Origin of the sequence: Streptomyces sp. NPDC051664, from assembly GCF_044453545.1 — a bacterium.
Lineage (GTDB): Bacteria > Actinomycetota > Actinomycetes > Streptomycetales > Streptomycetaceae > Streptomyces.
This window is the reverse complement of sequence record NZ_JBITCU010000061.1, coordinates 1-18,787: the sequence shown is the minus strand read 5'-3', so window position 1 is coordinate 18,787 and position 18,787 is coordinate 1. Positions and strand designations below refer to the sequence as shown.

17 protein-coding genes and 6 pseudogenes are annotated in these 18,787 nt (G+C 68.2%); 11 read left to right on the top strand and 12 right to left on the bottom strand.

Annotated elements, in window-relative coordinates:
* Positions 1-307: 307 nt before the first annotated feature.
* Both ACIA8E_RS40380 and ACIA8E_RS40375 read right to left on the bottom strand, forming a co-directional pair.
* Entirely contained in the window at positions 308-988 is a 681-nt protein-coding gene (locus ACIA8E_RS40380; RefSeq protein ID WP_399306804.1) for a hypothetical protein, read from the bottom strand.
* Between the two features lie 75 nt (positions 989-1,063).
* The gene (locus ACIA8E_RS40375; RefSeq protein WP_399306802.1) at positions 1,064-1,966 is read right to left on the bottom strand and encodes an RNA polymerase sigma-70 factor; all 903 of its coding nucleotides are present in this window, start codon (positions 1,964-1,966) and stop codon (positions 1,064-1,066) included.
* Positions 1,967-2,147: 181 nt separating this feature from the next.
* On the opposite strand from ACIA8E_RS40375, the gene ACIA8E_RS40370 reads away from it, so the two are divergent.
* Positions 2,148-2,633 (top strand): carboxymuconolactone decarboxylase family protein, encoded by a 486-nt coding sequence (locus tag ACIA8E_RS40370; protein ID WP_383245939.1) that lies wholly within the window; start codon positions 2,148-2,150, stop codon positions 2,631-2,633.
* 90 nt (positions 2,634-2,723) lie between these two features.
* Here the strand turns inward: ACIA8E_RS40370 and ACIA8E_RS40365 are convergent.
* A pseudogene (locus ACIA8E_RS40365) lies at positions 2,724-3,583 on the bottom strand (IS5 family transposase).
* Between the two features lie 64 nt (positions 3,584-3,647).
* On the opposite strand from ACIA8E_RS40365, the gene ACIA8E_RS40360 reads away from it, so the two are divergent.
* The 3 genes and pseudogenes from ACIA8E_RS40360 to ACIA8E_RS40350 form a co-directional block, all read left to right on the top strand.
* Positions 3,648-3,965, top strand: a complete 318-nt coding sequence (locus ACIA8E_RS40360) for a DUF6980 family protein (RefSeq protein WP_399306798.1) — start codon at positions 3,648-3,650, stop codon at positions 3,963-3,965.
* Between the two features lie 90 nt (positions 3,966-4,055).
* Positions 4,056-5,249: pseudogene (locus ACIA8E_RS40355) on the top strand (IS4 family transposase); the annotation flags it as partial.
* Between the two features lie 520 nt (positions 5,250-5,769).
* Positions 5,770-5,983: pseudogene (locus ACIA8E_RS40350) on the top strand (GNAT family N-acetyltransferase); the annotation flags it as partial.
* A 21-nt stretch (positions 5,984-6,004) separates the two neighbouring features.
* Here ACIA8E_RS40350 and ACIA8E_RS40345 read toward each other — a convergent pair.
* The 4 genes and pseudogenes from ACIA8E_RS40345 to ACIA8E_RS40330 all read right to left on the bottom strand — a co-directional run bounded on the left by ACIA8E_RS40345 (position 6,005) and on the right by ACIA8E_RS40330 (position 10,350).
* A pseudogene (locus ACIA8E_RS40345) lies at positions 6,005-7,472 on the bottom strand (MFS transporter).
* Between the two features lie 57 nt (positions 7,473-7,529).
* Positions 7,530-8,432: an NADP-dependent oxidoreductase gene (locus tag ACIA8E_RS40340; RefSeq protein ID WP_399306795.1), complete on the bottom strand. Its 903-nt coding sequence runs from the start codon at positions 8,430-8,432 to the stop codon at positions 7,530-7,532.
* A gap of 155 nt (positions 8,433-8,587) precedes the next feature.
* Positions 8,588-9,688: a Gfo/Idh/MocA family protein gene (locus tag ACIA8E_RS40335; RefSeq protein WP_399306792.1), complete on the bottom strand. Its 1,101-nt coding sequence runs from the start codon at positions 9,686-9,688 to the stop codon at positions 8,588-8,590.
* 59 nt (positions 9,689-9,747) lie between these two features.
* Positions 9,748-10,350, bottom strand: coding sequence for a nuclear transport factor 2 family protein (locus tag ACIA8E_RS40330; RefSeq protein WP_399306789.1), 603 nt, complete (start codon positions 10,348-10,350; stop codon positions 9,748-9,750).
* Positions 10,351-10,590: 240 nt separating this feature from the next.
* Between ACIA8E_RS40330 and ACIA8E_RS40325 the strand changes: the two genes are divergently transcribed.
* Complete coding sequence (locus ACIA8E_RS40325) at positions 10,591-11,172, top strand: TetR/AcrR family transcriptional regulator (protein ID WP_399306786.1); 582 nt, start codon at positions 10,591-10,593, stop codon at positions 11,170-11,172.
* 169 nt (positions 11,173-11,341) lie between these two features.
* Here ACIA8E_RS40325 and ACIA8E_RS40320 read toward each other — a convergent pair whose 3' ends face one another.
* The 4 genes and pseudogenes from ACIA8E_RS40320 to ACIA8E_RS40305 form a co-directional block, all read right to left on the bottom strand.
* Complete coding sequence (locus ACIA8E_RS40320; protein WP_399306783.1) at positions 11,342-11,824, bottom strand: SPW repeat protein; 483 nt, start codon at positions 11,822-11,824, stop codon at positions 11,342-11,344.
* A gap of 191 nt (positions 11,825-12,015) precedes the next feature.
* On the bottom strand, positions 12,016-12,159 hold the full coding sequence (locus tag ACIA8E_RS40315) for a hypothetical protein (protein WP_399306782.1): 144 nt from the start codon (positions 12,157-12,159) through the stop codon (positions 12,016-12,018).
* 59 nt (positions 12,160-12,218) lie between these two features.
* Positions 12,219-12,689 carry a hypothetical protein gene (locus tag ACIA8E_RS40310; protein ID WP_399306806.1) on the bottom strand — a complete coding sequence of 157 codons (471 nt, stop codon included), beginning with the start codon at positions 12,687-12,689 and terminating at the stop codon, positions 12,219-12,221.
* 116 nt (positions 12,690-12,805) lie between these two features.
* A pseudogene (locus ACIA8E_RS40305) lies at positions 12,806-12,865 on the bottom strand (hypothetical protein); the annotation flags it as partial.
* A gap of 136 nt (positions 12,866-13,001) precedes the next feature.
* Here ACIA8E_RS40305 and ACIA8E_RS40300 point away from each other — a divergent pair.
* Together ACIA8E_RS40300 and ACIA8E_RS40295 are read left to right on the top strand one after the other, a co-directional pair.
* Entirely contained in the window at positions 13,002-14,234 is a 1,233-nt protein-coding gene (locus ACIA8E_RS40300) for a PP2C family protein-serine/threonine phosphatase (RefSeq protein ID WP_399306779.1), read from the top strand.
* Positions 14,235-14,440: 206 nt separating this feature from the next.
* A complete protein-coding gene (locus ACIA8E_RS40295; RefSeq protein WP_399306776.1) occupies positions 14,441-14,614 on the top strand; it encodes a hypothetical protein in 174 nt (57 codons plus the stop codon).
* Positions 14,615-15,397: 783 nt separating this feature from the next.
* Here the strand turns inward: ACIA8E_RS40295 and ACIA8E_RS40290 are convergent.
* Positions 15,398-15,679 (bottom strand): annotated as a pseudogene (locus ACIA8E_RS40290) (transposase); the annotation flags it as partial.
* A gap of 237 nt (positions 15,680-15,916) precedes the next feature.
* On the opposite strand from ACIA8E_RS40290, the gene ACIA8E_RS40285 reads away from it, so the two are divergent.
* The 4 genes from ACIA8E_RS40285 (at position 15,917) to ACIA8E_RS40270 (ending at position 18,336) form a co-directional block, all read left to right on the top strand.
* Positions 15,917-16,123 (top strand): hypothetical protein, encoded by a 207-nt coding sequence (locus ACIA8E_RS40285; RefSeq protein WP_399306773.1) that lies wholly within the window; start codon positions 15,917-15,919, stop codon positions 16,121-16,123.
* A complete protein-coding gene (locus ACIA8E_RS40280; RefSeq protein WP_399306770.1) occupies positions 16,084-16,299 on the top strand; it encodes a hypothetical protein in 216 nt (71 codons plus the stop codon). Before ACIA8E_RS40285 ends, ACIA8E_RS40280 begins: the two co-directional genes overlap by 40 nt.
* A gap of 20 nt (positions 16,300-16,319) precedes the next feature.
* Positions 16,320-17,324 carry an IS3 family transposase gene (locus ACIA8E_RS40275; RefSeq protein ID WP_399306767.1) on the top strand — a complete coding sequence of 335 codons (1,005 nt, stop codon included), beginning with the start codon at positions 16,320-16,322 and terminating at the stop codon, positions 17,322-17,324.
* Between the two features lie 565 nt (positions 17,325-17,889).
* A complete protein-coding gene (locus ACIA8E_RS40270) occupies positions 17,890-18,336 on the top strand; it encodes a hypothetical protein (protein ID WP_328884811.1) in 447 nt (148 codons plus the stop codon).
* Positions 18,337-18,787 lie beyond the last annotated feature (451 nt).

Sequence of the window (18,787 nt, the reverse complement as noted above, 5' to 3'; positions counted from 1 at the left end):
CGGGCCCGCACCCGCACCAGTCACTTCGCAGCACTTCGCCCCGTCGGATCCGACGGGGCGAAGCACCTGGGCCCGAATTGACCAACAGCGTCCGCAATGCGTTCCGGGCAACTTCGTCTTCTGCGGCCCTGAGGTCGAGAGCGACCTACGCACGGAGAGTCACTCTCACAACCGCCGAGTTCTGCGAGGCCGTTCTGAGACAGGCAGACGGAGGGCTGCTAGCTGCGGAGATCGGCTTAGCGCCATTCGCTGCCCCCTGGTCCCCGGCCTCGGGGAACATCGGTACAGCCGTTGGCGCTGAGAACGATCATGGTCTGTTCGGCGCGAGCATGCCGACCCGGTTCTCGTACTCTCGGCGGGCCTTGCGCTGAGCCGGGACCGCCAGGAAGGCTTGGGCGCCGTCGAGGGGCTGGCAGCGGGCGAGGAACTGGCGGTGTACGGCGGGGACGGCGCTGACGCGCAGGGTGTAGCCCTGACCGCGCCGTACGGTGACGCCCTGGTCGAGCGCAGCGCGCTCGGCGGCGTCCAACTCGGTGGTGCGGAGGAAGTCTGCGACCTTGCCCGGCATGTCGAGCACGACGGGCAGTTCCGGGGTTGGGGTGTCCGGGTCGGCGGCCGTGTACTCGGGCAGGAGGTCGGCGACGGCGGTACGGATGGCGCCGCGGCTGACGTCGTGGTCGCGGGCGAGGGCGGCGATCGAGCGGCCTTCCAGGTACGCGGTGCGGACGGCGTCGGTCTTCGCGACCGGGACGGCGGGGCGGCGCCCGCCCTTGCCGCCCTTGGCCTCGGCGGCGCGCAACCCGTCGTAGGTCAGTTCCCGCTGGAGGTCGCGCTGGAGTTCGCCGCCGCCGGCGAGGGTCTGCACCATGAACTTCACCGTGGACAGCAGCTCTCCGGTGCGCGGGTGGCGGGCGGTGAGGTCCATGGCGGAGAACGCGCCGTCGTGGATGCGCAGCGCCACCTGGTCGCGGTGGAGGACATCGAGCACGTCGAGGATGTGCCCGGTGCCGCGTACGAGGCGGAACCGCCCGTTGCGGCGCCGACCCAGGCGGCGGTCCCGGCGTCAGCGGCCCATCGCCGTCTCGCGGTTCATGCGTGACAGCTTCTCGGGATTGCGGACGGCGTAGAGGCCGGTGATGAGGCCGCCGTCCAGACGGAGGGCCACGATCGTGTCGATCCGGCCGTCGCGGCGGATGATCAGGGCCGGGTGGCCGTTGACCAGGGTCGGTTGCAGCAGGGCGCCGCTGAGCCTGGCCAGGACCTCGGTCACGTCGGTCACGCCCACCACCGGTTCCACGGCGGCCCGGACGACTCCGCCGCCATCTGTCAGGAGGACGACGTCCGGGGCGATCATGTTGAGGAGTCCGGTCAAGTCACCTGTTCCCACCGCCTGTTGGAAGGCGGCGAGCGCGTCGCGGGTCTGGGACGGGGAGACCGTCTCGCGAGGGCGGCGCGCGGCGACGTGGGCGCGGGCGCGGTGCGCGATCTGGCGGACGGCGGGCGGGGTCTTGTCGACGGCATGCGCGATCTCGTCGTAGTCCAGGTCGAAGACGTCCCGCAGCACGAACACGGCACGCTCGGTCGGCGTGAGGGTCTCCAGTACGAGGAGCATCGCCATGGAGACGCTGTCTGCGAGCTCGACGTCCTCGGCCACGTCGGGCGCGATGAGCAGCGGCTCGGGCAGCCACGGGCCGACGTAGGACTCCCTGCGGCGGCGGAGTGTGCGAAGGCGGGTCAGGGACTGGCGGGTGGTGATGCGGACCAGGAAGGCGCGCGGGTCGCGGACTGTGGTGTGCTCGACGCCCGACCAGCGCAGCCACGTCTCCTGGAGGACGTCCTCGGCGTCGGCCGCCGAGCCCAGCATCTCGTAGGCCACCGTGAACAGCAGATTGCGGTGGGCGACGAAGCTATCCGTGACCGTGGTCGTGGCCGCCCCCGCATCGGGACCGGCATCCCTGTCCGCCATCGTCAGCTCCTGACTTCTGTCTCGCTACCTGTGGTGCGTGTTGTACACGGGACGCCGCTGACCCCGGTTCTGTGACAGCCGCGCCCCGTGGCCCACGTCACATCCGCCCCATGTCACAGGAGCGCGGCGAACGGCGCCTCATGGGCATCAGCCACACGATTCCACGAGTGAGGAAGCCCCGATGGAAACCCGTATGAACCTGTTCGACACCGAGCTCGGCACGAAGGTCGGCAAGCGGATCTACGCCGTCAGCCAGGTCATCCAGGAGTCGCCGCTGCCCAAATCCACCCAGGAGTTGGTGCAGCTGCGAGCCAGCCAGATCAACGGCTGCGGCTTCTGCGTCGACATCCACAGCAAGGACGCCGCCGCGGCCGGCGAGGACGCGGCCCGGCTCAGCCTCGTCGCCACCTGGCGGCACTCCACCGTGTTCACCGACGCCGAGCGGGCCGCGCTGGCCCTCACCGAGGAGGGCACGCGCATCATCGACGGATATGCAGGGGTCACTGACGAGACCTGGGCCCGGGTGCGCAAGCATTACGACGAGGAGCAGGCTATCGCTCTCGTCTCCCTCGTCGCCATGATCAACGCGACCAACCGGCTCGGCGTGATCCTCAACAACCAGGGTGGATCCTACGTGCCCGGCAACCTGACCACCGTCGCCGGTTGACGCACCGAGACCGGCCCCGATCGAAGGATCGGGGCCGGTCTCTGTCGTGCGGGAGCGGTCGGGAACTAGGGCGTGTATCGAATGTGCTGGTCACAGCCACTCGTTGATGGCCGCGACGAGGACGGTTCCCTCGTAGCGGACGGCGAGCTTCTCATAACGAGTGGCCACCGCCCTATGCCTTTTGAGGCGATTGATGCCACACTCCACCGCGTGCCGCTCCCGGTAGTCGATCTTGTCGAACTTCGGAGGCCTACCACCGCGAGTGCCGAGCTTCTTCCGGTTGCGGACGTGGTCGGCCTTGTCCGGAATCGTGCAGCGGATCCCGCGACGCCGCAGGTAAGTGCGGTTCCTGCGGGAGGCATACGCCTTGTCGGCCCGCACCCGGTCGGGTCGGGTACGCGGTCTGCCGGGCCCCGGCCGGTGCACCCGGATTTTCTTCAGCACGGTCTCAAACTGCGGGGAGTCCCCTCGCTGCCCTGCCGTGATCCCGATTGACATGGGCTTTTGGCCCTGCTCGACCGCCAGCAGGCCACCGCGCGAGCGCCCGAGTCCGTGGTCCTCCGGCTCGGTGTCTACGCCGCCGGGCGGTTCGACCTGCAGGTCCCCTTTTTCCGTGCCCCGGCGGCGTGCTGGTGGGCTCGGCACACGGTGGAGTCGACGTTGATATCCCAGGTGATCAGTTACTTCGCGTCGGCCTGGGCCTGCAACTCGGCGAAGATCCGCTTCCAGGTGCCGTCCCGCTGCCAGCGGCGGAACAAGTCGTACACCCGCCCCCAGGGACCGTACCGTTCCGGTACATCCCGCCACGGCGTCCCGGTCCGGGTCCGCCACCGTATGCCGTCGATCAACTGCCGCCTGGTCCATATCAGCGGCCGGCCCCGCTTCCTACCCACCGGCAACAACGGTTTCAGGCGGGCCCATTGCGCGTCCGTCAGATCTCCACGTCCCACTTGGTGATCATCCCAGACCGTGATCAGCTTCCGATCGGGGTGCTGATCGCGAAAGACTGGGCCCATGACCCACCACTGCTGCGAAGAGATGACGAGCCAGGTGAACTGGCACTGTGACCAGCACGATGACCCCTTCAGCTGTCCGGACGCCCTGGTCGGGTTCACCGCCAAGTTCCAGGAGTACGGGCTGTTCATCCACGACGGGGGCACTTCAAGGATCGGCATCGCATTCTGCCCGTGGTGCGGGCAGCGTCTCCCCGATTCGCAACGGGACCGGTGGTTCGAAGAAGTGGAAAGTCGCGGGATCGATCCATGGGAAGACGAAGTTCCGGCCCAGTTTCAGGACGATCGTTGGCTCAACTCACCACAAGAGAAGCGATGAGCCAAACAGCGCCTTGATCGACTTTCGATACACGGCCTAGCCTAGCCTCAATACCGGTAACTTAGGTGCAATTTGGTCGTTGTTGTTGATATGCCGAGAGCGGGTCAGCTGAAGTCTTCTGGTGAGCGTCTGTCGGACCGGGTTGCGGTCGGGGTGTTGACACAGGCGTTTCCTCCGGGGCTTGTGGACGAGGTGTTGGCGGAGACGGGCCGGATACAGCAGCGGAACCGGCTGTTGCCGGCCCGGTTGGTGGTCTACTTCGTGTTGGCGATGTGCCTGTTCTCGGGGCAGAGCTACGAGGAGGTCGCCCGGCTGCTGACCGCGGGTCTGCAGGGTGCGCGGCGCTGGCGTGCGTCGTGGGTGGTGCCGAGTTCGGCGGCGATCTGGAAAGCCAGGTCACGGTTGGGCGTGGCGCCGCTGCGGCAGTTGTTCGTGCGGGTGTGCCGGCCGGTGGCCACACCGGGTACTCAGGGTGCTTTCTACCGAGAATGGCGGCTGACCGCGATCGACGGTACGACGTTCGACCTGGCCGATACGAAGGCGAACGTGGAGGCGTTCGGCCGTCCGCCGCGCTCCGGGCGGGGTGAACAGGACGTCGGCTACCCGCAGATCCGCATGGTCGGTCTGGTGGAGTGCGGCACCCATGCCGTCTTCGACGCTGCGATCGGTGCTCTGCGCATCGGAGAGCAGGCCCTGGCCCGCATGGTTCTGCCATCCCTGCGGCCGGGGATGCTACTGCTGGCCGACCGTGGCTTCTGTAGCGTGGATCTGTGGCGCACGGCCGCCGCGACCGGGGCGGACCTGCTGTGGCGGGTCCGCAAAGACCTGGTGCTGCCCGTGGTCGAGCAGCTGCCGGACGGCTCCTACCTCACCGAGATCTTCGACCGGAGCGACATCCACCACACCCGCCGTGGGGTGCCGGTACGGGCGGTGGAGTACACCATCGCCGGCCACGAGGGCGCCTACCGGCTCATCACCACGATCCTCGACTTGGACGAGGCCCCGGCCGCGGAACTGGCCGCCCTCTACGCCCAGCGATGGGAGTTCGAGTCCACCCTCGACGAAATCAAGACCCACCTCGGCGGTCCCCACCTGGTACTGCGATCGCAACACCCCGAGGGAGCCGAGCAGGAACTCTACGGCTTCCTGCTCGTCCATCACGCCATCCGGCACCTGATGCACCAGGCCGCACGACAAGCCGACCAGGACCCCGACCGGATCTCCTTCACCCGCTCACTGCGCGTCGTGCGCCGCCAGGTCACCGACCAGGCGGCGTTTTCCCCCCGGCAGACTCGCGCGCGGTCAAAGCCGCCCACGCTGAACTCCTCGAACGCCCCCTGCCACCACGACGCCACCGGGCCAACCCCCGCGTCATCAAACGCAAAGTCGCCAGCTGGCCCCTCAAACGCGCCGCACACCGGGCTGCAGACCGCCCGCCCACCGCGGCCATCACCCTCGTTGGCGCCACCAAACCCAAACGGGTCAAACGCACACCAAAGCGCTAAGTTACCGGTATTGAGCCTAGCCTCGCCGTTTCGGTTGGGATGAGGCCAAAAGCGGGGCGGAAACACGAAAGTGCCTTCTGAGCTGGGACGATGAACCTTGTCGAGGGGTTCTGTCGGTCCAAGCGGAAGGCACTTTCTGCGTGCAGGTGCGACACGAGGTCGCGCCGCAGCAGCCCTTTGTGCTGCCGACCGCGCCGGGGGCCTCGTCCGGGTCGTCTGGCTCCTTCGTCGAACCGCTCGAGGACGCCGACGGCTGGGACATCGACGACGGCCTGGACGACGCCGAAGAGGAAGCCGACCCTCGCCCACGTGACGAGCTTGAGCGCGAGATGCCCGGGGCGCCCGAGCGGTGGCCCGGGAGTTTCGTCGTTGATCTCGGCGGGGGCGATGATCGGCCAGATCCTGCTCAGGAGAGCAACGGAGCACCGTCGCCCGGCTGCCGCGGGGAAGGCCGATCTCGGCTACCTGTTCCAGGATTGCTGGCCTCGGTCTTTCGCCAGCACCTGGTCCGCCAGTACTCGATCTTGAGGAGGGTCAGATCGCCATCTCGGGGACCTTGGAGGATTCAGGGGTGTGGTGGCTGGGATGGGGTGCGTTGACCGCGAGGAGAGAGATCAGCGCGGACAGGACGAGGAAGCCGACCGCCCACCAGTAGGCCGTGGAGAATCCGTGCACCAGCGCGGCGTTGGTGTTGACCTTGCCCTGTGCGCGGGAGAGCAGGTAGGTGGCGGTGGAGCTGGCCGCGATGGTGTTCAGCAGCGCGGTGCCGACCGAACCGCCGACCTGCTGAGAGGCGCCGACCATCGCGGAGGCGACACCGGCGTACTCGGGCTGGACTCCGTGGGTGCCCAGGCTCATGGAGGGCATGAAGGCGGTGCCGATGCCCAGGCCGGTGATGATCTCGGCGACGGCGAGCAGGCTGTAGGGGCTGTCTTCCCGTAGTAGGACCAGCAGGAGCACGCCGACTGCGGTGACGAGGTAACCGCCGCTCATCAGCAGGCCGGGGCGCATCCTGCCGGTGAGTCGCGTGCCGATGACCATGGAGCCGAAGGCCTGGGCGGCAGCCAGCGGCAGGAACGCCATACCGGTTTCGATCGGGGAGTAGCCCTTGACCAGCTGCAGGTAGTAGCTGAGGAACAGGAACATGCCGAACATGCTGATCACGGCAAGGCCCACTGAGAGGTAGGCGCCGGCCCGGTTGCGTTCCGTCAGGATGTGCAGTGGCAGCAGCGGCGATGTGAGCTTGCGCTCCAGGATGACGAAGGCCAGCAGGAGGATCACGCTTGCGATGAGCATCGTGATGGTGAGGCCGGAGTCCCAGCCGCGGCTCTCTGCCTCGGCGAAGCCGAAGACCAGGGCGACCAGGCCCAAAGTCGCGAGGATCGCGCCGGGTATGTCCAGGCGGGTGCGCTTGCCCTCGGTGGGGATGTCGTGGACCACAGTGATTGCGCCGATGATGCCGATGGCGGCAATCGGGATGTTGACCAGCATCGACCAGCGCCAGTTCAGGTACTGGGTGAGCACCCCGCCGAGCAGCAGGCCGAGGGCGCCGCCGGCGGTGGCGATGGCCGAAGATACCGAAGGCCTTGGCGCGTTCCTTGGGGTTGGTGAAGGTCAGCGAGATCAGGGCCAGTGCAGAGGGCGCCAGCAGGGCACCGAAGACGCCCTGCCCGGTGCGCGCGGTCAGGAGAATGCCCAGGTTCGTGGCGGCTCCGCCCAGTGCGGAGGCCAGGGCGAAGCCGACCAGGCCGATGGTGAAGGTCCGCTTGCGGCCCAGGAGGTCGCTCAGGCGCCCGCCGAGGATGAGCAGTCCGCCGAAGGCCAGGCCGTAGGCGGTGATGACCCACTGGCGGCCGCCGTCGGAGAAGTGCAGGGCGTCCTGGGCGGAGGGCAGCGCGATGTTCATGACCGCGCTGTCCAGGAAGACCATCAGCTGGGCGATGGATATGAACAGCAGTGCAGCCCAGCGGCGCGGATGCAGATGTGTGGATGTCGCAGACATGAAGGAAGAGGTCCTCAGCAGTTGGTTGATGTGGTGCTGGTACTGGTGCTGGGAGGGTCAGAACTCCAGGACGAGTCGGCCGCGGACACCGCCGGCCTCGAGGAGACGGTGGGCTTCGGCGGCCTGTTCCGCCGGCAGGACGCGGGCGACGCGCAAGGTGAGTTCGCCTGCTTCGGCCTGAGAGCGCAGGCGCTCCAGCCGGGCGCGGTCGTCGAGGTAATCCGGAACGAACACCATGTAGGTGCGCAGGGATCGGCGTCGCAGATCGGCGGGGCGAAGAGCGCGGGGACCCTCGCCGAGGAGCGTGACGATGACGCCGCCGTCGCGGACGGCCCCGGCCACCGCCGAGGAGCCAATGACGGCCGCGTCCACCAGTGCGTCCACGCCCTCTGGCACGGCGTCGAGAATGCGCCGGGCCACGCCGGGGCCACGGGGTACTACGAGGTCGGCCCCCAGCGAACGTACGAGCTCCTCGTCCGTCGGCGACGCCTCCGCCACCACTGTGATCCCCTCGGCCCTGGCCATCTGGATCACGAGTCCGCCGACCACTCCCGCACCACCGGTGACCGCGACGCTCTGCCCGGCGGACAGGCCGAGCAGGTCAAGGGCCCGCCGGGCGGTCAGTCCGTTCATGGGCAGCGTCGCTGCCTCGGCATGGCTCGTTCCCTCGGGTGCGCGGGTCACCCGTTGCGCGGGCAGGGTCAGGTACTGCGCATAGGCGCCGCCGCCGGGCTCGGTCGGCATGGTCATCGCCATCACCCGGTCCCCGATGCGCAGATCGGTGACCGCGCCCGCCCCGATCTCATCCAACACTCCGGCGGCTTCCATGCCCGGGACGTACGGGGGTGCAGGGGAGATGAGGCCGAGTGAACCGTTACGCAGATACCTGTCGCCGGGATTCACCGATGCGGCGTGCACCCGGACGCGCACCTGACCGGGACCGGCGTGGGGCTCGGGCACTTCCAAGACCCGCAGGGCTTCCGGCCCCCCGAATCGGGTTACGCCTACTGTCTTCATGATCCCTCGCAATTTTGACCGTTCGTTACAGATTCGGGGCATGGGGGTGGCCGGGTGCACACGGCTGTTCTCACCGGCATCAGGCCGGGTCGGGCAGGTCAGTCCAGGGTCTGTGCGGCGCCTTCGGCGGATGAGCGGTCGATGGCGTTCAGGAGCTGGTGGCGCGTGTGGGCGTAGGCGAAGTCGGGGACCGTGCGGGTCCCTTCGCGCAAGTCCCGTCCCAGGTGCGTGTAGAGCGCGGCGACGTTCCTGGCCGGGCCGGTGAGGCCTGCGGGGATGTCGGCCGAGTACGCGGCGGGCACCTCGAGGGGGGAGACGGCCGCGTCCGTGCCGAAGCCGGCCTGGATCGTGAGGTCGGTGACCTGAAGGTTGCCCCACGGGGCGGTCAGGACCAGGTCCCCGTCGGTGCCGTTGATCTCCCAGCGGAAGTTGTCACCGCGGGAGGTGCCGCCGCGGTAGAAGACGGACGCCGCGGCACCGCTGTCGAGGGTGCCGATGAGGGAGATCTGGTCCGGGGCGGTCACCGGGACGACGGTGTTGCCGTCGTCGGTCACGGTGACCTGCGTGCGGCCCAGGACGAGGTCGGCCGACAAGTGGCCGAACTGGCCGAGCGTGACGTTGAGCGCGTCGATGGCGTGGAGGGCGGCGCCGGTCAGCGGAGTGGCGCCCTGCGTCCGGTCGTACCAGTACGCATGGGCCCGAGTGGTCTCCCCGCCCCAGACCATGCCGGAGGCCACCATGCTGGTGCCCAGGACTCGACCGATCCGGCCGTCCTCGACCAGGCGGCGCGCGTAGCGGAGTTCGGGGTGGTAGCGGCCCTGCAGGCCGATGGCGGTGCGTACCCCCGCAGCCTCGGCGCGCCGGGTCAGCTCGGTGGCCTCGGCCAGGTTCAGGGCGAGTGGCCATTCGGCGTAGACCGTCTTGCCGGCGTTGATCGCCGCCGAGATCAGCTCGCGGTGGTGGGGGACCTTGACCGCGACCACGACGACGTCGACCCCGGGATGGGCGAGGAGGTCTGCGTGGTTGTCGAAGGCGGCCTCGACCCCGAACTCCTTCCCGGCAGCGTTCGCGGATTCCTGGCGCGAGGTGCTGACGGCGCGCAGTTCGAAGTCCGGCAGTGCCTTCAGGGCGGGGATGTGGCTGATGGAGGCCCATCCTCCCTGGCTGCCGCCGATGATGCCGACACCGATGGTGTTCATGTTGTCACTCCTGCGAATAGGGGCCCTGACGGGCTCATGAGGGTATGTCTGTCTTGTTGTTACTTCTTCGGCACGGAGGACGGGGTCCAGTTGGGGACGGTGTCCACCCGGAACCGGGACAGCACGGTTCTGTCGATGTACCAGTGACCGTTGATCCGCTTGTACGTGTCGTGGTACTCGCCGTAGCCGTGGAAGCCGTTCTTGTAGCTGGAGCCGGCCGGGAAGCTCACGTAGTCCTCCATCGCCCAGATTGCCGAGGCGCGGTTGCCGTGCACCTGAATCTCCGGGAGGAAGCCCTGGTGGGCGCTGGGGGCGTCGCCGAGCAGCGCCGCCGTCTTCTCGGCGAGCTCCTTGCCGCTGCTGTACTTGGCGCCGACGTCGATCGTGGGGTGGGCGGTGAAGAGCGTGGCCAGCTTCGACCACTGCTTGCTGTCGATGGACCGGAAGTAACGCGCCTTCAGCTGCCGGATGTCCTCGATGTCGGCCAGTCGCTGCACACTGGCTGCGTTCGACGCGGTACGGGAGTGCGCCTCGGCGGACGCGGGCTGGGAGGCCCAGGCCGCCGCTCCTGCGCCGCCGCCGACCAGCAGCGTGGCCGCCGCGGCCGCGCCGGCCACGCGGGAGCGCCACGCGGAGGGCTTACGGGATTCCTGTTCGTCCATGGTGTCTTCCTTTCGGCTCCGCGCCTCGGGGGCGGGCGCGGCAGGTCTTGTCCGGCCATTGAGTTCCAGGCCTGCGTTGTGAGCGCCGGACGCTGACCCAAGGAGCGCCGCTGCCGGGAGGCGATCGGGCGCCGTCCTTCAGTGAACCCTATGTGGAACGATCAGTCAAAAAAAACATCTGTTTGCCTGTCTCATATGGAAGTAAAATTTGTACTGTACGTTCCTGATAGGCTTCGGTTCATGGCACGCATCAGGGAATTCGACACGGAGGCGGCGGTGGAGGCGGCGATGAACGCCTTCCGTCGCAGGGGCTACGAGGGAACGTCGGTTCAGGACCTGGTGAGTGCCACCGGCTTGGGCCGCGGATCGCTGTATGCCGCGTTCGGCAGCAAGGAGGGGCTGTACCTGGCGGCCATGGACAGGTACCGCGAACGATATGCGCTACCTCTGGTCGAGCTCCTGCGCGGTGGGGCACCGGCTCGCGAGCTGCTGCGCGAGGTCCTGGTCGGGACCGTGGACGCGATCGTGCGCGACGGGAGCCGGCAGGCCTGCCTGATCGTCGGCGCCACGACGGAGCGCATCGCACACGACCCCAAGGCCGCCGCGCACGTGCGCTCGACGACCGCCTCGCTGGAGGACGCGCTCTGCGAGCTCATCGCGGAAGCGCAGGCAAGTGGGGAGCTGCCCGCCGCCCGCAACCCCCGGGACCTGGCCCGATTCCTCCTCGTAACCATGCAGGGACTGAAGGTGATGGGTGTCATCGATCCGGACCGGCCCTCGCTGATGGGGGCCGTCGAAGTGGCCCTGGGCGCCCTTGACTGAACGGGCGCCGCTTGATCCACGACGCATCGCGCCAGGGCGTCTTCAGCGAAGCACCGCGGGTCGCAGGTGATGGCTGCCTCAGCTGCCTGGTCGCAGAGGGAGGACCTGGAAGGGACGGCGTGATGGCGCCCGACGCCCTGCGGGATTGCGAGGTGCGGCGGTAGCGGTGTCAGCGGTCGCCGGGCATGGTGCGGCGCTCCCGTACGCCGGGGCGGGTGCCGCGATTGTCGGTGCGGTCGCGGGCCGCGGAGGCGGCGGCGAGGGCGAGGAGGGTCGCGATGACGCCGGTGATGAGATTGCTGGTGATGGAGCGAGTGTGCGCGACGTCGCCGGCAACGACCCAGGGGGCGACGCAGGTCCAGATGCCAATGGCTGCAGCAGCCCAGGCCATGGAGTGCGTGCGCTCGTAGGAGGTGCCCAGACCGCCGAGGAGCAGCATGTACGCGATGCCGGCGATCAGGTTGGTGACGGCCAGGGTGGTGAAGCCGTTGAAGCCGGCTATCCAGGGAGATGCCGCGAGGTAGAGGCCGGTGATGAGGGCCAGGGCCTCGATCATCTGGGCTCGTGGGGTGGCGGCGGCGCGCTCGTGCCGGGCGCGCAGTTCCACCAGGTCGGGGTGCTCCTCGATGGGTGCGCGATGGGTTGACGCCATGATGGCCTCCGAGAGAGAGCTGTTTACCCGACACCTAGCCTAAAACTGACATAAAAATAGGCAAAATAGGGCAGTCCTGGTGCCGGCCGTCGGGGCCCGCCGACGCCGGATGCGGCCGTCGGCGAACCCCGCCCCGGGGCCGGGTCAGCTCTTGGCGATGGCCATGCCCAGGAAGATGCCGACGACCAGGGCTACGGCGCGACGGCCATCACGGACCAGGTGCCGCTGTGGGCAACGGACTGCGTGGCCTGCGCGCCGGCAACGTTGGCTCCCGGACGGCCAGGGCCGTCCAGGACGTGAACCTTGCTCTCCAGCTCCGCTGTCTCCACGATCATGTTCCTCACCTGCCGCATCCGAGTCCCCGAGCGGTGCCATCCACCCGTTCGTCGCAGATCTACCAGGCACTCTCCTTCGGGCAGACCTCGGCCAGAAGCTCCAGCAGGTAAGCGGCAACCGGATCGAGTTCGCCGCGCCTCACCCAGGTATAGACAGCAGCCCGCGTCGGCGCGTCGACGTGCTGCAGGACGTATCCATCCACCAGGCCGTCGCCATCGGGGCACTGCCGGACCAGGATCTGCCGGGGCCTCCCCTCCTGTTCGGCCAGGATCTCGACGACCTCGCACTCCGGGCCACCCCGGAACTGATACACCCAGCTTTTCCGCATACCGACCATTCCACCGCCCTCAGCAATCCGGTGCCGGACACCGCCACAGGCCGCTCGCTGGATCACCACCCGTTCAGACGGCGACGCCGATCCGTGCAGGTCCTCGATGAGCTGCCGGACCGGCGGTGTGCCCAGCGCCCACAGGACCTGGACGCTGCCGGGCGGGCGGAGAACGAGGTCGTTGCTGGACCACTTCTGCACCCGTAGTCGAGCCGGGACGCCCGGGCGGCCGCTGCGGGACTGTCGCCGGCAGCGAGGCGGTCGGCGACGATGCGGTCCGCGTCCGGGTGGAGGCCTTCGCCGAACAGGTTCCGCATCTGCCCCTCGGTGACCCGAACCCCGGCCACCAGGCCGACCGCCGGCAGCGCCCGGCCCATCCATACACCCGGCGGGACACCCGCCTCCTCCTGCGCCTGCTCCAGGAGGCTTGCCCACAGGCAGCCAGGGGGCGTGACCGCGCGCAGCACCGCCGGTGCTTGTCGTGAAAGAGCACGTGATCGGCATAGCGTTGGCATGGTGAACGCATCGGGGATCGACTACGAGGCGGTATTTCAGGCGCTGCCGAGCGCGGTGGCCCTGTTCACTACGGACCTGGTGTATGCCGACGTCAATGAGGCGTTCCTGAGCAGCATGGGGCGTAGCCGTGAGCAGGTGGTAGGCCGCTACCTGTGGGCTGCCTTCCCTGACGACCCCAAGGACCCTGCCGTGTCCGGCATGCGCAAGCTGCAGGACTCGCTGCGGTGGGTGGCCGCCACCGGGGAGCGCGATGCCATGACTCTGCACCGCTACGACGTGGAGCGCCCGGATCGGCCCGGGGTGTGGGAGGAGCGCTACTGGAGTCCGGTCAACGTCCCCGTCTTGGGCCCGGACGGGCGGGTGATGCTGCTGCTGCACCGGGAAGAGGACATCACCGAGCTGATCCGCGCACGCAGTGGCCGAGGCACGGAGGATCGGGCGACGAGGCTGCAGGCCGAGCTGTTCACCCGGGCGCGGGAACTGCAGGAGGTCAACGAGCGGCTGCGCGAGGCCCACGCCCGCGAACGCGAAGTCGCCCTTCGCCTGCAGGAGGCAATGCTGCCGGCCCCCGGATGTTTGAGGCATCACCGTGCAGCAGTGCGCTACCGCCCGGCGGTCGAGGGCTTGAACGTGTGCGGTGACTGGTACGACCTCGTCGACCTGCCTGGCGACCGCATCGCGGTGGCCGTCGGGGACGTCGTCGGCTGCGGCCTGGCCGCCGCCGGCGTCATGGGGCAGCTGCGCAGCGCCCTCAGCGGCGCTTCCCGCGTCGCCGACGGCCCCGCCCAGGCCCTGGAAGCCCTCGGCCTGTACGCCCGCTCGGTCGACGGCGCGGAATCGACCACGGCCGTCCTGGCCGTCATCGACAGCGCCAAGCGCACCATCGCCTACAGCAGCGCCGGCCACCTTCCACCGGCTCTGCTGCACCCCGACGGCACCGTGGACTTCCTCGACCAGGCCACCGACCCCCCGCTCGGCGCCCGCCCCGAACACGCCCCTCGCCCCCAGGCCGAGACCACGTTCGCCGAGGGGGCAACCCTCGTTCTGTGCACCGACGGACTGATCGAACGCCGCCACGAGGACATCGACGCCGGCCTGGCCCGGCTCGCCGACTCCCTCACCCGCCACCAGGGCGCCGACCCCGAAACCCTCGCCGACGCCCTCATGGCCGACCTGATCCCACCTGCCGGCATCACCGATGACACCGCCCTGGTCGTCCTCCGCCTGTAACGGAAGCGGCCCCTCGTAGAGGAAGCTCCAGGTGACGTCGCGCTGCGGCGAGTGAGGCGTCCCTCCATTCGGCCCGTAGTGATTGCTGTAGCGCGGAGTGGGGGGTGGGCTGTCAGACCAGTGACAGGACGCGGGCGTCAGGTGTGTCACCTGCCGAGCGAGCAGGGCCGGCCCTCCGCCGACCTACACGAGACTTGGAGGTTCCCATGGCCTACCGCACGGGACAGCACGTGGAGTACCGGGACCGACAAGACCAGCTCCAGCAGGGCGAGATCCGGAAGGCTGAGACCAGCGGGCCGCAGGTTCGCTACGCCGTCCAGAACGACAAGACCCAGCGCGAAGAGAAGATCAGCGAGAACCAGATCGAGCGGGAGCTGTAGCAACAACCCTGCCGAAGAGACCGCCGTTGCACCGAACCAAGTGCAACGGCGGGCTCCGGAATGTCCTGCGACAGCGGATACAGCGGCGGTAGCCGCTACTCCCGGTCAGGCCGCAAGCGCGGCGGGCCAACGGCCGACGCGTCACTCAAGGGCCCAGCGCAGCGCCGCCGGCGCTGCTGTGCGCCGGAGGGAAGTTCATGCCGGGCGCCCGATCTCGGGGAGCGGACGGCCTTCGGACCAGTCATTGACCCAGCCGCAACCCGCACACGCGCACCGGCCATCGAGACCCGCAATCTCTGTCCTGCACCGGGCGCACCCTATATAGGTGATCTCGGGATGCGCCAGAGACACCTCAGGCCGGGCCGGCCATTCCGATTCCGGGCCAATCGCCATGATCGGAAGCTACCCACGTAAGCGGCGACGTCAGGGGCCAGAAGCGACACCACCACAGCCTCTTTCCAGACGCCAGGAAACCATTACTTGCAGGCTTGCCCAGGGGGCCGGTGGCAGGCTTGCCCACGGGTTGGCGGTTGCCGTCGGTCGCGAGCTCTTCGCGTCTTCTGTGCCACCGGCTTTCAGCCGGTCGGGGTGAGCGTCATGCCGAGAGGGCCGATAGTGGCCGACCACTGCTTACCGCGCGCGGTTGCACTGTCTGCTTCGTCGAGCATCCGGGCGCGCAGGAGCCGCGCGCACTGGGCGAGCCGATCGGACTCAAATGCGGGCAGGTTCGCGCGCTCCTGGACCCGCACCAGTGACGTGTCGCACTAGGCACTGTTTCTCGGATCATGTTCGGAGCCAGATCATGAGGGCTGCGAGGGTGACGGTGCCGAGGTAGATGTAGGCGCGTTTCTCGTAACGGGTGGCGACGGCGCGGAAGCCCTTCAGGCGGTTGATGGTGCGTTCGACTGTGTTGCGTTTCTTGTAGCGCTCGCTGTCGAATCCGGTGGGCCGGCCGCCGCGGGATCCTCGGTTCTGCCGGTGTCTTAGCTGGTCGAGGCGTTCCGGGATGGTGTGTGGGATTCCGCGTCGTCGTAGGTAGCGGCGATTCCTCCGGGATGTGTAGGCCTAATGGGAAGCGAAGGTCGGCGGGAGCTGATCTTCAGGGCGCGAGCCGAGCCTTTGTGTAGGCCCGGACCTCAGAGTCCTGTTGACAAGACGAGGCTGGCTCGCGCCCAGCAGCATGGACCTCAAGTGGGCAAGAACAGGTACAGATCCGTCTCCGACCCCTCTCTGTCAGCCTTGGGTGAGACATCCCGTTCTGCGGGGTTAGCCTGAGAGGGCACGACAGGAGAACCGTCCCTTATGCCCAGTACAGAGCCCGTCGGGTTCGACCCGGCGCCGAGGCCGAAGCGCCGCACTTTCACCTCGGAGTACAAACTGCGGATCGTCGCCGAGTACGACTCCGCGCCCAGGAACGAGAAGGGTGCGGTGCTGCGCCGGGAACGGCTCTACCACTCGCACGTCAAGGAGTGGCGGCCGCCCGGGACGCCGGGGCCCTGGAAAACCTGATCGACCGCCGGACCAGTCCCGCCCGGGCGAAGAAGTCCGCCGCGGAGGTGGAGAACGAAAAGCTGCGACAACAGGTGGAGCGGCTGCAGAAGGACCTGGCACGGAACAAGGCCGCACTCGAGGTGATGGGAAAAGCCTCTGCGCTCTTGGAAATGATCTCCGAGAGCGCGGACTGAAGCCTGCCGCCGACCCTGTCGTGGACGAGGCGTTTACCGGCGTCGAGGCTCAGCTGGGCATCACGGCCGCCTGCCGGCTGACCGGCCGCTCCCGCGCCACGCACTACCGCCGGCTCCGGCCGGCACCACCGCGCAGAACACGTGCCCCGCAGGTGCAGCCGTCGGCCCTGACGGCCGAAGAGCGGTCTGCGGTACTCGAGTTGATGAACGGCGACGAGTACGCCGAGCTGGCGCCCGCGCAGATCTGGGCCCGCGAGCTGGATGCCGGGCGCTATCACTGTTCCGTCTCGACGATGTACCGGATCCTGCGCGAGCAGGATCAGTCCGGTGAGCGCCGGCGGCAGGCCACCCATCCGACCAAGGCGGTGCCCGAGCTGGTCGCCACCGGGCCCTCGCAGGTGTTCACCTGGGACATCACGAAGGCGGCCGGGCCGGTCAAGGGCGTCTGGTATCACGCCTACGTGATCATCGACATCTTCAGCTGGTACATCGTCGGCCACACCGTCGAGCGAGCCGAATCAGCTGTGCGGGCCGAGGAGTTGATCCGCGAGACCATCGCTCGCAACGGCATCGTGCCCCAGACCGTGCACGCGGACCGCGGCACCTCGATGACGTCGAAGAAGGTCTCCCAACTACTGATCGATCTGGGGGTGACGCGGTCGCACTCGAGGCCGAAGGTCTCCAACGACAACCCTTACAGCGAGGCCCAGTTCAAGACCACGAAGTACATGTCGGACTATCCCGAACGGTTCGATTCGCTGGCCCACGCCCGCGAGTGGTTCGACGCGTTCATCGCGTATTACAACCATGAGCACCGGCACTCGGGTATCGGCTGGCACACACCCGCCTCCGTCCACTTCGGGACCGCCGAGGAGGTCCGCGACCAGCGCGCGGTCACCCTCGCCGAGGCATACGCCCGCCACCCCGAACGCTTCGGCCGCCGCCCCAGACCACCCGAGATACCCCAGACGGCCTGGATCAACGACCCGGCCAAACGCAGGGAACCCGCACCACAAACCTCATAGCGTCACAACCGTCTCACTGGACTTGAAATCTTCCGCACCGTCCACCACTCTCCGTAGCTCGCATCCAATGCGAGAAAACCGCATCGGATGCGAGTCGACGGCGAAACCGCAGGCCATCCATCCGGACGAGTGACGGCAGCTGGCCATCAAGCCTCGCCAGCCGCTACGGTCGCGCAACGCGCCAGAGCCGGACGTCCCTGTTCAGCGAGGTGTCATCCGCCTCCGCTGGCGCCGACACACCAACTGTCGCCAGTTCGCATCCGATGCAATTGGCGGCGCTTGGAACAATGGAACCGTGGTTGGCGGTAGCGATGGTTCCGCTTATGTGTCGAGAGAGCTACCGCACGAGGCGCCTTGGATTCGCAGGTGGAGCACCGGTGTTGCCTGTGCCGGTTGCTCAGAAAGGCAAGGGTCGGCCTTGGGGCACTTCGGGGACCTGACCCCAGCCCGCGCCGTCTCGCGGGCCGGGGCCTGCTGAGGCAGAGCCAGCTTCCTTCGTGCAACATCGACGTCGCTCAGCTCATAGAGTGATCACTTCATCACGTCACCGATCCGAGAAGGCTTCATGTCTCACATCACCACACTCTCCACCGTCGCCAAGCGCGCCCGTCTTGGCCGCCGCACCGCCGCCGCCCTGCTCGGTGCCGCCGCCCTGACCGGGCTGACCACGGTCACTGCGCCGTCCGCCGGCGCCGTCGAAGCGCCCAGCAGCGGCTGGGACCACACGTACTCCGGCAGGGGTGTCAGGGTCTACGTGGAGGAACACGGGGACATCATCTCGGTGTGCGACACGTCCACGAACGGCCACTCGGCCTGGGTGACCGTCGACGACCTCACCCAAAACCGCTCGGGCTACAAGGTCACGGCCAGCGGCGGCAAGGGCAGCTGCGCCACCCGGCGGGCCAGTGACGGCAGCCAGTACAACCCGGACGAGGGAATGCGTATCGGCCTCACCTACGAGGGGGAGGGCGGTAACGGCTCGTACTCCGTCAGCTTCGTCAACGACCACTGACGGCCGCGGCAGGCCTGCGCGCCGCGCACGGGTCCGCCGGCAGGGGCCTGATCTCTCCTCTGGGCTGGCCCATGATCCGGCCCGGGGATCCCCGGGCCGTGCCAGAGTGAAGAACGCGCGTGCGCCCGCCCCCATATCGTGGGGGCGGGCGCACGCGCTTTGAAGCGGGAGTACGGCCTTGGGTTGAGTAGGTCGAGTGGGTTTCACTGCGATGCCTGCTCCGCCTCGCGCAGTCGCGTACGACTGCCAGCGCCAACCCGAACCTCCTCACCTTCAGTCCGACCGCTGATCGGTCGGACGGAGTGAGAACGCTTCGAGAATTCCGAAGTTACGTCACAGAGCTGCAGAACACCCGAGTGAGCTTGTTCCGCTTTGACGGACACCATTGGTGTGGTGGTCAGGCTGCGAGTGCGGTCTCGTACTCGGCGGGGCTGAGGTAGCCGAGGCTGCT

Excerpts from the sequence above, each read along its gene's own strand:
- ACIA8E_RS40375 (WP_399306802.1), bottom strand. The coding sequence starts at position 1,966 with ATGGCGGACAGGGATGCCGGTCCCGATGCGGGGGCGGCCACGACCACG.
- ACIA8E_RS40370 (WP_383245939.1), top strand. The coding sequence starts at position 2,148 with ATGGAAACCCGTATGAACCTGTTCGACACCGAGCTCGGCACGAAGGTC.
- ACIA8E_RS40360 (WP_399306798.1), top strand. The coding sequence starts at position 3,648 with ATGACCCACCACTGCTGCGAAGAGATGACGAGCCAGGTGAACTGGCAC.
- ACIA8E_RS40335 (WP_399306792.1), bottom strand. The coding sequence starts at position 9,688 with ATGAACACCATCGGTGTCGGCATCATCGGCGGCAGCCAGGGAGGATGG.
- ACIA8E_RS40330 (WP_399306789.1), bottom strand. The coding sequence starts at position 10,350 with ATGGACGAACAGGAATCCCGTAAGCCCTCCGCGTGGCGCTCCCGCGTG.
- ACIA8E_RS40325 (WP_399306786.1), top strand. The coding sequence starts at position 10,591 with ATGGCACGCATCAGGGAATTCGACACGGAGGCGGCGGTGGAGGCGGCG.
- ACIA8E_RS40320 (WP_399306783.1), bottom strand. The coding sequence starts at position 11,824 with ATGGCGTCAACCCATCGCGCACCCATCGAGGAGCACCCCGACCTGGTG.
- ACIA8E_RS40315 (WP_399306782.1), bottom strand. The coding sequence starts at position 12,159 with ATGATCGTGGAGACAGCGGAGCTGGAGAGCAAGGTTCACGTCCTGGAC.
- ACIA8E_RS40300 (WP_399306779.1), top strand. The coding sequence starts at position 13,002 with ATGGTGAACGCATCGGGGATCGACTACGAGGCGGTATTTCAGGCGCTG.
- ACIA8E_RS40295 (WP_399306776.1), top strand. The coding sequence starts at position 14,441 with ATGGCCTACCGCACGGGACAGCACGTGGAGTACCGGGACCGACAAGAC.
- ACIA8E_RS40285 (WP_399306773.1), top strand. The coding sequence starts at position 15,917 with ATGCCCAGTACAGAGCCCGTCGGGTTCGACCCGGCGCCGAGGCCGAAG.
- ACIA8E_RS40270 (WP_328884811.1), top strand. The coding sequence starts at position 17,890 with ATGTCTCACATCACCACACTCTCCACCGTCGCCAAGCGCGCCCGTCTT.